The sequence below is a fragment of the Qipengyuania sp. genome, assembly GCF_048550555.1.
Taxonomy (GTDB): domain Bacteria; phylum Pseudomonadota; class Alphaproteobacteria; order Sphingomonadales; family Sphingomonadaceae; genus Qipengyuania.
In genome coordinates this window covers 114,612-127,180 of sequence record NZ_JBLYYF010000039.1, presented here as the reverse complement: position 1 = coordinate 127,180, position 12,569 = coordinate 114,612, and the positions used below count along the sequence as shown (strand labels likewise).

General features: G+C 66.0%; 11 protein-coding genes. 7 read left to right on the top strand and 4 right to left on the bottom strand.

The features are described from left to right. Window positions 1-24: 24 nt before the first annotated feature. A complete protein-coding gene (locus ACN4E0_RS10160) occupies window positions 25-1,026 on the top strand; it encodes a bile acid:sodium symporter family protein (RefSeq protein ID WP_419567547.1) in 1,002 nt (333 codons plus the stop codon). Here ACN4E0_RS10160 and ACN4E0_RS10155 read toward each other — a convergent pair. Together ACN4E0_RS10155 and panB are read right to left on the bottom strand one after the other, a co-directional pair. After that, window positions 959-2,026: a DUF475 domain-containing protein gene (locus ACN4E0_RS10155; RefSeq protein WP_419567545.1), complete on the bottom strand. Its 1,068-nt coding sequence runs from the start codon at window positions 2,024-2,026 to the stop codon at window positions 959-961. The two genes, ACN4E0_RS10160 and ACN4E0_RS10155, sit on opposite strands and share 68 nt — an antisense overlap. Before the next feature lie 16 nt (window positions 2,027-2,042). Further along, entirely contained in the window at window positions 2,043-2,915 is an 873-nt protein-coding gene (gene panB / locus ACN4E0_RS10150) for a 3-methyl-2-oxobutanoate hydroxymethyltransferase (protein WP_419567543.1), read from the bottom strand. Window positions 2,916-3,044: 129 nt separating this feature from the next. Here panB and ACN4E0_RS10145 point away from each other — a divergent pair, with 129 nt between their 5' ends. Next, window positions 3,045-4,475: a sodium-dependent transporter gene (locus tag ACN4E0_RS10145; protein WP_419567542.1), complete on the top strand. Its 1,431-nt coding sequence runs from the start codon at window positions 3,045-3,047 to the stop codon at window positions 4,473-4,475. A gap of 105 nt (window positions 4,476-4,580) precedes the next feature. Next, window positions 4,581-6,149 (top strand): amino acid permease, encoded by a 1,569-nt coding sequence (locus ACN4E0_RS10140; RefSeq protein ID WP_419567541.1) that lies wholly within the window; start codon window positions 4,581-4,583, stop codon window positions 6,147-6,149. Window positions 6,150-6,227: 78 nt separating this feature from the next. On the opposite strand, the gene ACN4E0_RS10135 is transcribed toward ACN4E0_RS10140, so the two are convergent. Further along, entirely contained in the window at window positions 6,228-6,713 is a 486-nt protein-coding gene (locus ACN4E0_RS10135) for a pyridoxamine 5'-phosphate oxidase family protein (protein WP_419567540.1), read from the bottom strand. A gap of 148 nt (window positions 6,714-6,861) precedes the next feature. On the opposite strand from ACN4E0_RS10135, the gene ACN4E0_RS10130 reads away from it, so the two are divergent. Both ACN4E0_RS10130 and ACN4E0_RS10125 read left to right on the top strand, forming a co-directional pair. After that, window positions 6,862-7,644 carry a hypothetical protein gene (locus tag ACN4E0_RS10130; RefSeq protein WP_419567538.1) on the top strand — a complete coding sequence of 261 codons (783 nt, stop codon included), beginning with the start codon at window positions 6,862-6,864 and terminating at the stop codon, window positions 7,642-7,644. A 62-nt stretch (window positions 7,645-7,706) separates the two neighbouring features. Then, on the top strand, window positions 7,707-9,212 hold the full coding sequence (locus ACN4E0_RS10125; protein ID WP_419567651.1) for a DUF6504 family protein: 1,506 nt from the start codon (window positions 7,707-7,709) through the stop codon (window positions 9,210-9,212). Here ACN4E0_RS10125 and ACN4E0_RS10120 read toward each other — a convergent pair. Next, window positions 9,209-9,556, bottom strand: coding sequence for a PilZ domain-containing protein (locus ACN4E0_RS10120; RefSeq protein WP_419567537.1), 348 nt, complete (start codon window positions 9,554-9,556; stop codon window positions 9,209-9,211). The genes ACN4E0_RS10125 and ACN4E0_RS10120 overlap by 4 nt on opposite strands. A 193-nt stretch (window positions 9,557-9,749) precedes the next feature. On the opposite strand from ACN4E0_RS10120, the gene ACN4E0_RS10115 reads away from it, so the two are divergent. Then, window positions 9,750-10,994 (top strand): putative DNA modification/repair radical SAM protein, encoded by a 1,245-nt coding sequence (locus ACN4E0_RS10115; RefSeq protein ID WP_419567535.1) that lies wholly within the window; start codon window positions 9,750-9,752, stop codon window positions 10,992-10,994. Continuing rightward, entirely contained in the window at window positions 10,991-12,439 is a 1,449-nt protein-coding gene (locus ACN4E0_RS10110) for a UdgX family uracil-DNA binding protein (protein WP_419567533.1), read from the top strand. The genes ACN4E0_RS10115 and ACN4E0_RS10110 overlap by 4 nt, the downstream gene beginning before the upstream one ends. Window positions 12,440-12,569: the final 130 nt, after the last annotated feature.

Genomic DNA, 12,569 nt, shown 5'->3' with positions numbered 1-12,569 from the left:
TGCCGCTCAGGGCAGGGGCGGCTGATGGCGCTGCGATCCGTTTTTGCCGACCCGATGGTGCGCATGCTGGTCGCGGCGATCGCGCTGGCGATTCTGCTGCCCGCCACCGGCGACGCCCGCGGCGCGGCGCAGGCGATCGCCAATGCGGCGATCTTCGTCCTCTTCCTGCTCAACGGCATGCGCATCGCACGGCGCGATATCGCGGCCGGAATCGGCAATTGGCGGTTCCTCCTCCCGCTGGTGCTGTGGGTGTTCGGGGTCATGGCGCTCGCAGGCCTGGGCATCGCGGTGATCGGTGCCGGTGTACTCGCCCCTTCTGTGGCGCTCGGCTTTCTCTATCTCGGCACGCTACCCTCGACCGTGCAATCGGCAACGTCCTACAGTTCGCTGGCCGGGGGGAATGTCGCACTGTCGGTGGTTGGAGCGGCGCTGCTCAACATCCTCGGTGTGTTCGTGACGGTGCCGCTGTTCCTGGCGCTCGGGGGCAGCGGAACCGGTGCGGTGGGCATGGACGTGGTGGGCAAGATCATGCTCCTGCTGATCCTGCCCTTCGCCATCGGCCAGGCGATCCAGGGCTACACGCGCGATTTCACCGCGCGCCATCGCCCCAAGATCGTCTGGATCGACCGCTTCGCCATCGCCGCGGCGATCTACGTCGCCTTCTCCGGCGCGGTCGAACAGGGCATCTGGTCGCGTGTCGATCTGGCAGACTGGCTGGTGATCGGCGCGCTGGTCGCCGGTTTCCTGCTCATCGGCAATGTCGGGGCCTGGATGGCGGGCGGAGCCTTGCGCCTTTCCCGGCCCGACCGCATCGCCTTCCTCTTCGCCGGAGCGCAGAAGAGCGCGGCTGTCGGCGCCCCGCTTGCCACCATACTGTTTCCGCCCGCCGAGGCCGGCTTCGTAGTGATCGCGTTGCTGCTCTACCACTTCTTCCAGCTGGTGGCGGCAGCGCCGATCGCTAGTCGGCTGAAGCAGTCGCCGCTTCCGGATGGCGCCGGTTATAGCGGACCGACCACCAGAAGCTGAGCCCGATCAGGACCGCGCCGATCAGCCCGGTGACGGTTTCGGGAATGGCGTACTTGGCGGAAACGAGCATGATCCCGCCCAGCACGATGATCGCCCAGAAGGCGCCGTGTTCGAGAAAGCGATAGGCCGCCAGCGTGCCCTTGCGGACTAGGTGGATGGTCATCGAGCGCACGAACATCGCACCGATCGACAGGCCCAATGCGATCACGATCATGTTGTTCGATAGCGCGAAGGCCCCGATCACGCCGTCGAAGCTGAAGCTCGCGTCGAGCACGTTGAGATAGAGGAAGCCGCCCAGGCCGCTTCTGACAACCGCACCATGCAGATGGGCCGCCTCTTCCTTGCGTTCGAGGATTGCATTGACCCCTTCGACCGCGATGAAGGTGACGAGGCCGAGGATGCCGGCGACGAGGAAGGTCAGCGCCTCTTCGGGTTCGAGCAGGGTCGAAATCCCCCACAGCGCGAGCAGCAGCAGCGCGATTTCGGCTGCGGGCAGGGCGGCGAACTTGCTCAGCCATTCCTCGATCGAGCGGATCCAGTGGATGTCCTTGTCCAGATCGAAAAAGAACTTGAGGCCGACCATCGCCAGGAATGCGCCGCCGAAGCCGGCGATGCCGACATGGGCGGAGGAGACGATGCGTTCGTACTCGGCCGGTTCGTTGATCGAGAGGCGGACGGTTTCCATCGGTCCCAGCCCGGCCGCGATCGCGACGATGGCCAAGGGAAAGACGACGCGCATGCCGAATACCGCGAAGGCGATGCCCCAGGTGAGGAAGCGCCGCTGCCAGACCTCGTCCATGTCCTTCAGCACGCTGGCGTTGACCACCGCGTTGTCGAAGCTGAGCGAAATCTCGAGCACCGACAGCACCACGACGATCCACAGCAACGAAAGCGTGCCGGTGACCGAGCCGGTGCTGGCCCAACCATACCAGCCCGCCAGTGCGAGACAGATCAGCGAGAAAGCGAAGGAGAAGCCGTAGAAGCGCCAGAAGCTTGCCATATCGGAGGTCCTGAGTTCAGCCCTTCGGCTGGTAGGTCTGATCGGAGGTCGGGAAACTGCGCGCGCGCACTTCCTCGGCATATTGCGCGACGGTCTTCTCGATCACCCCGGCGATGTCCTCGTACTTCTTCACGAAACGCGGCACGCGATCGAACATGCCGAGCATGTCTTCGGTGACCAGCACCTGCCCGTCGCACTGCGCCGAGGCGCCAATGCCGATCGTCGGGCAGGATACGCTCTGGGTCGCTTCGATCGCAATCGGTTCGAGCACGCCTTCCAGCACAATGGCGAAGGCCCCGGCCTCGTCGAGCGCCTTGGCATCGCCGACGATCTTCCTCGCCTCGGCATCGTCGCGTCCGCGTGCGGCATAGCCGCCCAGAACATTGACCGCCTGCGGGGTCAGGCCGACATGGCCCATCACCGGGATCCCGCGCTGATTGAGGAAGGCGACGGTCTCGGCCATCTGTTCGCCGCCCTCGAGCTTCACCGCGGCCGCCCCCGACTGCTTGAGCAGGTAGGCGGCGCTTTCGAAGGCCTGCTGCGGCGATTGTTCGTAGGATCCGAAGGGCATGTCGACCACCACCACCGCATGGTAGCTGCCGCGTACCACTGCGGCGGCATGATTGGCCATCATGTCTATCGTGACGGGAATGGTCGTCGGCAGGCCGTAGATGACCTGCGCCAGCGAATCGCCGACCAGCAATATGTCGCAATGCGCATCGAGCAACTGGGCCTGCCGCGCGGTATAGGCGGTCAGCATGACCAGCGGTTCGCGGGTCTCGCCGTCGGTCTTGTGCGCGCGGATCTTGGGTACGGTCAGGCGCCGCATCGGCTGCGGAGTCGGATTGGCGCGGCTGGTGCTCGTATCGAGCTGGAAGGTCGTCGACATGGCGCATGCACTAGCAAGCGGGTGAGGGATGGCAAAGCGAAGCTTGGAATTGGGCGGCTTTGCGTGTTTAAGGGCGCCCCACAGACACGCGGCAGCGAATGCCGCGGCAGAGGAGGGGACACGCAGAGCATGGTCGCAAATACAACTTCCACCGGCGAGGGCTGGTCCTCCCGTACCGCATTCATCCTCGCAGCGGTCGGGGCTGCCGTGGGACTGGGCAATATCTGGCGCTTCCCGACCCTTGCGGGGGAAAGCGGGGGCGGGGCCTTCGTGATCTTCTATATCGCCTGCGTGTTCCTGCTCGGGCTGCCGCTGGTTCTGGCGGAAATCTTCATCGGCCGGGTGGGGCAGACCGATGCGGTCGGTTCGATCCGTAGGGTGGCGGCGCAGTCGAAATCGTCGCCCGGCTGGTCGATCTTCGGCGCGATCGGCGCGCTGGCGGCGTTTCTGATTCTGTCCTTCTATTCGGTCGTTGCTGGCTGGGTGCTCTATTATGCCGGGATCATGGGTGCCGACCTCGTTCAAGCGATCATGGAGGGCAATCCCTTCCGCGGCGCGCTGGCGGGCGAGAGCCAAGAGCAGATCCAGCAACGGCTCGGCGACATGTTCGCCAATCCCGGCTTGCTGATCACCATGCATCTGCTCTTCATGGGATCGACGCTCTTCATCATCGCGCGCGGGGTTCATTCGGGGATCGAAAAGGTCGCGACCTATCTCATGCCGGCTTTCTTCGTCTTGCTGGTCGGCCTGGTCATCTATGGAGCGATCGAAGGCGATATGGCGGGCGCCGTCAGCTTTCTCTTCACCCCCGACTGGTCGAAGCTGACCCCGCAGGTGATGAATGCGGCGCTGGGCCAGGCGCTGTTCTCGCTCTCGCTCGGCGTGGCGGGGCTGATCACCTACGGCTCCTATATCAAGGAAGGCAGCGGGCTCGGCCCGACTTCGGCGATGATCGCCTTTGCCGATACCGGTGTGGCGCTGCTTGCCGGGCTGATGATCTTCCCGGTGGTGATCGCGGTCGGCCTCGATCCGGCGGCAGGACCCACGCTGGTGTTCCAGACGCTGCCCTTCGCCTTCCAGACGATGCCTGGCGGCGCGCTGTTCGGCTTCCTGTTCTTCCTGCTGATCCTCGTCGCGGCAATCACCAGTTCAATTTCGCTGCTCGAGGTACCGACCGCCTACGGCATCGGGGAACGCGGCTGGAGTCGCCCGAAGTCGGCGCTGATTTTCGGCGGCGGGGCCTTCCTCATCGGGATCGCCTGCCTGCTTGGCTACAACGTCTGGGCCGATGTGCGCCCGCTGGGGTTCTGGCCCCTGTTCGAGAACACCGACATTCTCGATACGGTCGACGGCTTCACCGGCAAGGTAATGCTGCCGCTCGGCGCGCTGCTGACGTCGATCTTCATCGGCTGGAAGACCGACGAAACGCTGTTGCGCACCACGACCGGACTGTCGCCCTGGGCTTTCACCCTGTGGCGTTTTCTGATCGCCTGGCTGTGTCCTCTCGCAGTCGCGATCATCCTGGTTACCGGGCTTTTCCCCGGCATTCTGGGCACCTGATCCAAATTCGCTTTTACAGGGGCGGTTTGCGGCCTAACTAACGCCGATCCGGCTGGCGGTGCGGGGAGGTCCCGTGGCGGGCCTTGGAGGGAGGCACCGCCCCTAATGATCCTGGATAGAGTGAAGCCGCTCGATGCCATTCTGGCCACGGCGCAGAACAAGTCGCTCCACCGCAGTCTCGGTTGGCTGCAGCTGACCCTGCTTGGCATCGGATGCGTCATCGGTACGGGGATCTTCGTCCTCACCGCCGTCGGCGCCCAGAAGGCGGGGCCGGGCCTCATGGTCGCCTTCGCGATCGCCGGCACGGTCTGCATCGTCGCCGCGCTCTGCTATGCCGAGATCGCCGCAATGATCCCGGTCGCCGGCAGCGCCTATACCTACAGCTATGCGACCATCGGGGAATTCTTCGCATGGACGGTCGGCTGGGCGCTCATCATGGAATATGCGATCGCTGCCAGCGCTGTTTCGGTCGGTTGGTCGGGTTACTTCAGCGGGACCGTACTCGGCGGCTTGGGTATCCACCTGCCGGTATGGCTCAGCGCCGGCCCACTCGCCCTTGGCGGCGTGGAGGGCGGGCTCATCAACCTGCCCGCACTGCTCATTGCGCTGCTCGTCACCGGCCTGCTGGTGATCGGCACCAGCGAGAGTGCCAAGGTCAATGCCGTGCTGGTCACGATCAAGGTCACCGCGCTGACCGCCTTCGTCGCGCTGACGCTGACGAGTGCCGATTTCGATACCAGCCACTTCAATCCCTTCCTTCCCGCCGGCGTGTTCGGGGGCTGGGGCACCGGGGTTGGTGCAGTCGGTGCCGCGGCGACTATGTTCTTCGCCTATGTCGGCTTCGACGCGGTCTCGACCGCCGCCGAGGAGACCAAGGACCCGCAGCGCAACGTGCCGATCGGGCTGGTCGGTTCGCTGCTGTTCTGCACTGTATTCTACATCCTCGTCGCGGCGGGTGCGATCGGCACGCTCGGCGGCCAGCCGATCATGGATGCGATGGGCCTCCCGCTCGAAGCCGGTTCGCCCGAGCTGGCGCGCCAGTGCGCTCTGCCGCAATTCGCCGACGCGCTGGTCTGTTCGAACGAGCCGCTGGCGCATGTGCTCAAGGTGCTGGGCTTCACTGCCGTCGGCAATGCGATCGGGCTTGCGGCCTTCGTCGCGCTTCCTTCGGTGATTCTGGTGCTCATCTTCGGACAGACGCGCATCTTCTTCGTGATGAGCCGCGACGGCCTGTTGCCCGAGCGCCTGAGCCGGGTTCATCCGCGTTTCCGTACGCCGCATATCGTGACGATCATCACCGGGCTTGCGGTCGCCATCGGGGCGGCCTTCTTCCCGGTTGGCCAACTCGCCGACATTTCCAATGCCGGGACGCTCTATGCCTTCGCGATGGTGGCGATCGCGGTGATGGTGCTGCGGGTGAAGGATCCCGCACGCAAGCGGCATTTCCGGGTGCCGCTGGTGTGGCTTGTCGCACCCGCGACGATCATCGGCTGCGTGCTGCTGTTCTTCAACCTGCCGACCGCGGCGATGCTGTTCCTGCCCGGCTGGGGCGCGCTGGGCGTGGTGATCTATTTCGCCTACAGCCGCAGCCGCAGCCATCTCGGCAAGGGCATCGTCGAGGTGGTCGACGATGTCGCGGGCGAGGAGACCATGGTGCCGATGGCGCCCGACTGAGGCTCCGGTGAAGGCAAAAAGAGAGGACCGCTCCCCGGTGGGAGCGGCCCTCTTTGTTTCTTCGCGCTATGCGTTGGGTCAGATGTCGACAGATTCGGCGTGGCGTTTCTCGGCCTCATCGTGGACATTCATGCCGAGCGCCATCTTGGCGGTGTTGAGCAGGCCTATATCGCCGCTCCAGATTTCCGCCTCGCCGAGGTCCATGCGCAGGAAGAGGATGTCGGGATCGTCCTTGCCGCCGTCGTACCAAGCCTCGACGAAATTGTTCCAGAACTGGTCGAAACGTTCCTGGCTGGTTTCGACCGCCAGTGTGCCGTCGAAGCGTGCAAAGATATCGTGGTCCTTGCCGACGAAGCTTGCCTTGACCTTGCCCAGCTGAGCGAAGTCCGATTTCTTCTGCGTGAAGAACCAGATCGTGCTGTTCGCATCCTTGTCGAGCTGCGCGGTCATGGGAACGGAAGTGTCCGAACGACCATCGAGTTCGAGGAACAGGAAGGGCGAATCGGCGAGCGCCGTCCAGAACTTCTGCGTTAACGCGTCGGGGTTGCCTTGCGAATATTTCATGGGTCACAGCCTTTCGAATTGCGTTTGATTTTCAAACAACTGAGGGCGCCTTGCGGTTCCTGGCCATACGCCGGGGCGAGGGCGTCGAAGGACGAATTGCGAATCGCGCGCGAATGGAACATAATGGGAACAGAAAAGTCGTTCCCCTATGCCTTCACCCGATCTTGCCTCGCTGCCGCTTGCGGCCTTCGAAGACCTTGCCGCGCTTTCCGCGCAGCGCAGCGCGCGCTGGCGCCCCGGTCTGGCGGCGCAACAGGGGCTGACGCTGCATAGCGAGATTTTTGCCTCCTCGCGCGATGGGGCAGGGACGGGTGCTGCGCTGGCACTGGCGCTCGACGACTGGCGCAGCCTTCCGCAGCACGACGCAGGCGAGGCCCGCGACGCGCGCAGCGTGCTGTGGGTCCAGACACGCGAGGCGGCACGGCGCGGGGGGCGTCCCTATCGCGCCGGGCTTCCCGGGAATCTCCAGTCACGGGTGATCCATGTGCTGGCCGAAAAGGCGGAGGATGCGCTCTTCGCGCTCGAGGAGGGATTGCGCTGCCGCGATCTCGCCTTCGTCGTGGGGGAGATCGCGGGCAATCCGCGGGCGCTCGATTTCACCGCCTCGCGCCGGCTGACGCTGGCGAGCGAACAGCACGGCGTGCCGCTGTTCCTCGTCCGGCTCGATGCCATGCGCGATCTCTCCTCGGCGCGGATGCGGTGGGAGGTTGCCTCGCTGCCGTCGCCTGCGCCGCGCTGGAATGCGCAGGCGCCCGGTCCGCCGCGTTGGCGCGCGGAGCTGTTCCGCGCCCGTGCGCATGCGCCGGGCGAATGGACCCTGGGCGAGGAAGGCGGCAGGCTCGGGGCGAGCAAGGCCCGACGCGAGGTCGACGAGGCGGTGGCAGGCTGGACGGCGGGATTGCGCCTCAGGCAGCCGCCGCGCCGGGCGTGAGCGCGGACCGGGCGGGGGTGCGGCCGCGCCGCATCCTCTCGCTCTGGCTTCCAGCGCTGGCGATGGATCGCTGGCACCTGACGGTGGCGGAGCGGGGCGGCACGCCTGCTGCGGGGCCGCTGGTGCTGATCGCCGACACAGCGCACGGCCCGCGGATCGAGGCGGTCGATCGCGCCGCGACGGCTGCGGGTGCTAGCAAGGGCATGATGCTCGCCGACGCGCGCGCGCTGTGCCCCGAGATCGCCACCGCGCCCGCCGACCCGGCGGGGGATATCGCCTTTCTCGAACAGCTGGCTCTCTGGGCACAGCGCTGGGGGCCGTGGTCCGCGCTCGATACGCCCGAGGGGCTGCTGGTCGATGTCACCGCGGTTCCGCATCTGTTCGGCGGCGAGGAGGCGCTACTGGCCGACGTCCATGCCGCCTTCGCGCGGCGCGGGCTGGCCCTGCGCGCGGCCATCGCCCCGACCGCCGGGGCAGCCTGGGCGCTGGCGCACTATGGCCCCGAGGGCGCGATCGTGGAAGGGTGCGAGGGTATCATGCGAGCGCTGGCCGAACTGCCGGTGGCGGCGCTGCGGCTCGATCAGGATGTCGTCACCGTGCTGCGCCGGCTCGGCCTCAAGAGGCTCGGCAATATCGCCGGTATTGGGCGCGATGCGATCCAGCGGCGCTTCCGCAACCGCAAATCGCCCGCTGCCAATCCGCTTGTCCGGCTCGACCAGTTGCTCGGCCGCGTGCCCGAACCGCTGCTGCCGGTCATCCCGCAAGTCATGCCGTTGGTCCAGCGGCGGCTGCTCGAACCGATCCGTCACCGGCAGTTGCTCGACCGAGTGGTCGCCGATCTCGCCGGGGACATGGCGCGCGAACTCGAAGCGCAGGGGCAGGGCGCCCGGCGGCTCGAACTGGGTCTGTGGCGAGTCGATGGCGAGGTCGTCGTCCGGCGGCTCGAACTGGCCGCCGCCACGCGCGATCCGGCGCATATGCTGCGCCTCTTCGCCGCCCGTCTCGACGATATCGACGCCGGTTTCGGGATCGAGATGCTGCGTCTGCGTGCCAGCTGGACCGAGCCACTGACGCTCGATCAGGGCGACATCGAGGCGGGCTCCGAAAGCCGCGGCACCAGCCTGGCCTCCTGCATCGACCGGCTGAGCGTGCGGCTGGGCGCAAAGGCGGTCAGCCGGCCGGTTCCCTACGCCAGCCATCTCCCCGAACGTGCGCAGCGCTGGCAGCCTCCATTGGAACCCGAACCTGCTTCGCAAGAACTATTGGAATTCTACTCCAGGCCTCAGAAATTGCTCGACAAGCCCGAGAAGATTGCGGTCCTCTATGCCACCCCTGACGGCTATCCGCAGCGCTTCCGCTGGCGTGGCGAGGTGCATGATGTCGCGCGGGTGGAGGGGCCCGAACGCATCGCCCCCGAATGGTGGCGCGAGCGCGGCGCCGCGCGGCTGCGCGACTATTACCGGATCGAGGACGGGCAGGGGCGGCGCTACTGGATCTACCGTCGGGGCCTGATCGGTGACGGACGCGGCGGCGCGCCCGACTGGTACCTGCAGGGGCTGGGTGCCTAGCTCGCGACAAGCCCGCGGCGGCCGCGCTGGGCGATCGGGATATTGCCGAAATTGGCAGCGGGACCGGTGGACTTTTCCAGCCGGTTAATCGAATCCTGAAGGATCGCCTGGGGAAGCGGTCGCTCGAACACGATCCCGCAGCTGTCTTCGTTGGACCAGGCAACCTTGCCGAAGAATTCGTGGCCGCGCCACGAGAGAAGGCCCGATACACCCTTGGCAGGCGGCGTCGGCGTGTCGAAGCGGGCGCCGGTTTCCGACAGGTCCGAAAGCCTTCCCTCGCATTCGCGACCGAGCAGCATCAGGCTGGCCGGGCAGTCGACCGGGTGACGTTTGGCGCTGCGCATGTCGGGTTGGGAGGCGACCTGCTTTTTCTGGAACAATCCCACTGTGCGTCCTCTTTTATCGGACGGTCTTGGGAGCTTGAGGGTTAAGCGCGATTTCCTGCCCAGGGTAAACGACGCGGAAACCATCGCGAATTTCCGCTCCTATGTATCATTCGACATTGGCAGGATGCGCGTCAGAACATATAAGGAACACATGGCCGTTCTCACCATCCTGCAGAAGCTCGAGATTCTCGCCGATGCGGCGAAATACGACGCTTCCTGCGCCTCGTCGGGAACGGCCAAGCGCAACTCGCTGGGCGGGAAAGGGCTGGGGTCGACCGAGGGCATGGGCATCTGCCACGCCTATGCCCCTGACGGGCGGTGCATCTCGCTGCTCAAGATCCTGCTGACCAATCATTGCGTGTTCGACTGCCATTATTGCATCAACCGCAAGAGCTCGAATGTGGTGCGCGCGCGGTTCAGCCCGCAGGAGGTGGTGGACCTCACGCTGGCCTTCTACCGGCGCAACTATATCGAGGGGCTGTTTCTTTCCTCGGGGATCGTCAAAAGCTCGAACCACACGATGGAACAGCTCGTAGAAGTCACGCGTATCCTGCGGGAAGAACACGATTTTCGTGGCTATATCCACCTCAAGACCATCCCCGAGGCGGATGCCGAGATCGTCCATCAGGCGGGGCTCTATGCCGACCGTGTCTCGATCAATGTCGAGCTGCCGACCGACAGCGGGCTCACTCGTCTCGCCCCCGACAAGGATGCGCGCCAGATCGAAGGCGCGATGGGCCGGGTCAAGAGCGACATAAGTGAGCTCAAGGACGCGCACAAAAGGTTCAAGCACGCCCCGCGCTTCGCCCCCGCTGGCCAGTCGACGCAGATGATCGTCGGGGCCGATGCCGCGACCGATGCCGACATCGTCGGCAAGGCCAGCCGACTCTACGACAGCTTCGGGCTGCGGCGGGTCTATTACAGCGCCTTCTCGCCGATCCCCGATGCCAGCGCGGTGCTACCCTTGAAACGCCCGCCGCTGATCCGCGAACACCGGCTTTACCAGTCCGACTGGCTGATGCGCTTCTACGGCTACAAGCCGACGGAGGTGATGCAGGCGACCGAGGCCGACGGGAACCTGCCGCTCGATATCGATCCCAAGCTCGCCTGGGCCCTGAAGTTCCGCGAGCAGTTCCCGGTCGACGTCAACCGCGCGACCAGGGAACAATTGCTGCGCGTGCCCGGGCTCGGGGTGAAGGCGGTGGGCCGGATCCTCGCCAGTCGGCGCCACCGCAGCCTGCGGCTCGACGATGTCGCGCTGCTCACCCAGTCGGTCACCAAGGTGCGGCCGTTCATCTGCACCGTCGACTGGCGCCCCGTCCTGCTGACCGACCGCGCCGACCTGCGGAGCCTGCTCGCACCCAAGACCGAGCAGCTCGAACTGTTCGCGGCATGATGGCGCTCGAACATGCGAGGCCTGCGAGCGATTACGTGGTCGATCTTCCCGAGGCGGACGATTTCGAGCTCTGGCGCGAGCGCGCGCGGGCGCTGGTGCAATGCGCGGTGGCGCCCGACCGGATCGCCTGGGTCGAGCCGGGTGGCAGCGGCGACCTGTTCGCCGCCTCTGCCGCGCAGGCGGGGCAAGGCATACCCGTGCCCCCGGCGGATGCCCGCCTGGTACGCGCCAACCGCCGCTTCGTCAGCCTCGCGCGCAATGCCATCCTCCATTCGGATCCCGGGCGTTTCGCGCTGCTCTACCGCCTGCTGTGGCGCCTGCAGTCGACCCCGGGGATCATGGAGGACAGGGCCGATCCCGACGTGCGGCGGGTTGAGGAACTCGACAAGGCGGTGCGCCGCGACAGCCACAAGATGCATGCCTTCGTCCGCTTCCGCCTCGTCGAGAATGCCGATGACGAAGCGCGCGAGCATTACGTCGCCTGGTTCGAGCCCGAGCATCATATCCTGCGCGCCAATGCGGGCTTCTTCATGCGCCGCTTCGCCAATATGCGCTGGTCGATCCTGACCCCGCGCGGCAGCCTCCATTGGGACGGCACGACCATGTCCGAAGGCCCGCCCGCGCAGCGCAGCGATGCGCCCGGTGGCGACCCGATGGAAGATCTCTGGCGCGGCTATTACGCCTCGATCTTCAATCCCGCGCGGTTGAAGGTCGGCGCGATGCTCAAGGAAATGCCGAAGAAATACTGGAAGAACATGCCCGAGGCCGCGCTCATCCCCGAACTGGTCGCCGGCGCGCAGAAGCGCGAGAGCGCCATGGTCGAGAAGGGGGCGCTCGAATTCGAGGAACGGCCCGCGACGCTCGCAGCGATCGGGAAGGCGATTCATGCCTGCCGCAAGTGCCCGATCGGCCAGCTCGACAACCACGCGGTGATGGGCGAGGGGCCGCAGGACGCCGCGCTGATGATCGTCGGCGAACAGCCGGGCGACCAGGAGGACCAGGCCGGGCGTCCCTTCGTCGGCCCCGCCGGACAATTGCTCGATGCGCATCTGGAGAAGGTCGGGATCGACCGCCGCGCCGCCTATGTCACCAATGCGGTGAAGCATTTCAAATATGTCCAGCGCGGGAAACGGCGACTGCACCAGAACCCGGGCGCGAAGGAGATCGACACCTGCCGCTGGTGGATCGAGAGCGAGCGCGCGATCGTCCGGCCCAAGCTTGTGCTGGCGATGGGCGCCAGCGCGGCGCGGGGCTTGCTGGGCAAGACGGTGAGCATCTCCAGGGTCCGCGGCCAGCCGATCGCACTCGAGGACGGCAGTGAATTGTGGGTGACCGCGCACCCCTCCTACCTGCTGCGCCTCGACGGCACGGCGCGCGAGGAGCAGGCGCGCCTGTTCGATGCCGACCTTGCCGCGGTCAGGGCCCGGCTGAGCGAGTTGGCATGATCGGCCTCCCCCCATGGGGGAGGGGAACCATCCGCAGGATGGTGGTGGGGCACGCTAGCACGGCTCGATACTTCGTGGTCCGAAGCCACCACTGGTGCCCTTCCACCGTCTTCGACGGTCCCCCTCCCCG

What these genes read in the sequence shown, in the direction of transcription:
- ACN4E0_RS10160 (WP_419567547.1), top strand. Translation starts at nt 25, where the DNA reads ATGGCGCTGCGATCCGTTTTTGCCGACCCGATGGTGCGCATGCTGGTC.
- ACN4E0_RS10155 (WP_419567545.1), bottom strand. Translation starts at nt 2,026, where the DNA reads ATGGCAAGCTTCTGGCGCTTCTACGGCTTCTCCTTCGCTTTCTCGCTG.
- panB (WP_419567543.1), bottom strand. Translation starts at nt 2,915, where the DNA reads ATGTCGACGACCTTCCAGCTCGATACGAGCACCAGCCGCGCCAATCCG.
- ACN4E0_RS10145 (WP_419567542.1), top strand. Translation starts at nt 3,045, where the DNA reads ATGGTCGCAAATACAACTTCCACCGGCGAGGGCTGGTCCTCCCGTACC.
- ACN4E0_RS10140 (WP_419567541.1), top strand. Translation starts at nt 4,581, where the DNA reads ATGATCCTGGATAGAGTGAAGCCGCTCGATGCCATTCTGGCCACGGCG.
- ACN4E0_RS10135 (WP_419567540.1), bottom strand. Translation starts at nt 6,713, where the DNA reads ATGAAATATTCGCAAGGCAACCCCGACGCGTTAACGCAGAAGTTCTGG.
- ACN4E0_RS10130 (WP_419567538.1), top strand. Translation starts at nt 6,862, where the DNA reads ATGCCTTCACCCGATCTTGCCTCGCTGCCGCTTGCGGCCTTCGAAGAC.
- ACN4E0_RS10125 (WP_419567651.1), top strand. Translation starts at nt 7,707, where the DNA reads ATGGATCGCTGGCACCTGACGGTGGCGGAGCGGGGCGGCACGCCTGCT.
- ACN4E0_RS10120 (WP_419567537.1), bottom strand. Translation starts at nt 9,556, where the DNA reads ATGCGCAGCGCCAAACGTCACCCGGTCGACTGCCCGGCCAGCCTGATG.
- ACN4E0_RS10115 (WP_419567535.1), top strand. Translation starts at nt 9,750, where the DNA reads ATGGCCGTTCTCACCATCCTGCAGAAGCTCGAGATTCTCGCCGATGCG.
- ACN4E0_RS10110 (WP_419567533.1), top strand. Translation starts at nt 10,991, where the DNA reads ATGATGGCGCTCGAACATGCGAGGCCTGCGAGCGATTACGTGGTCGAT.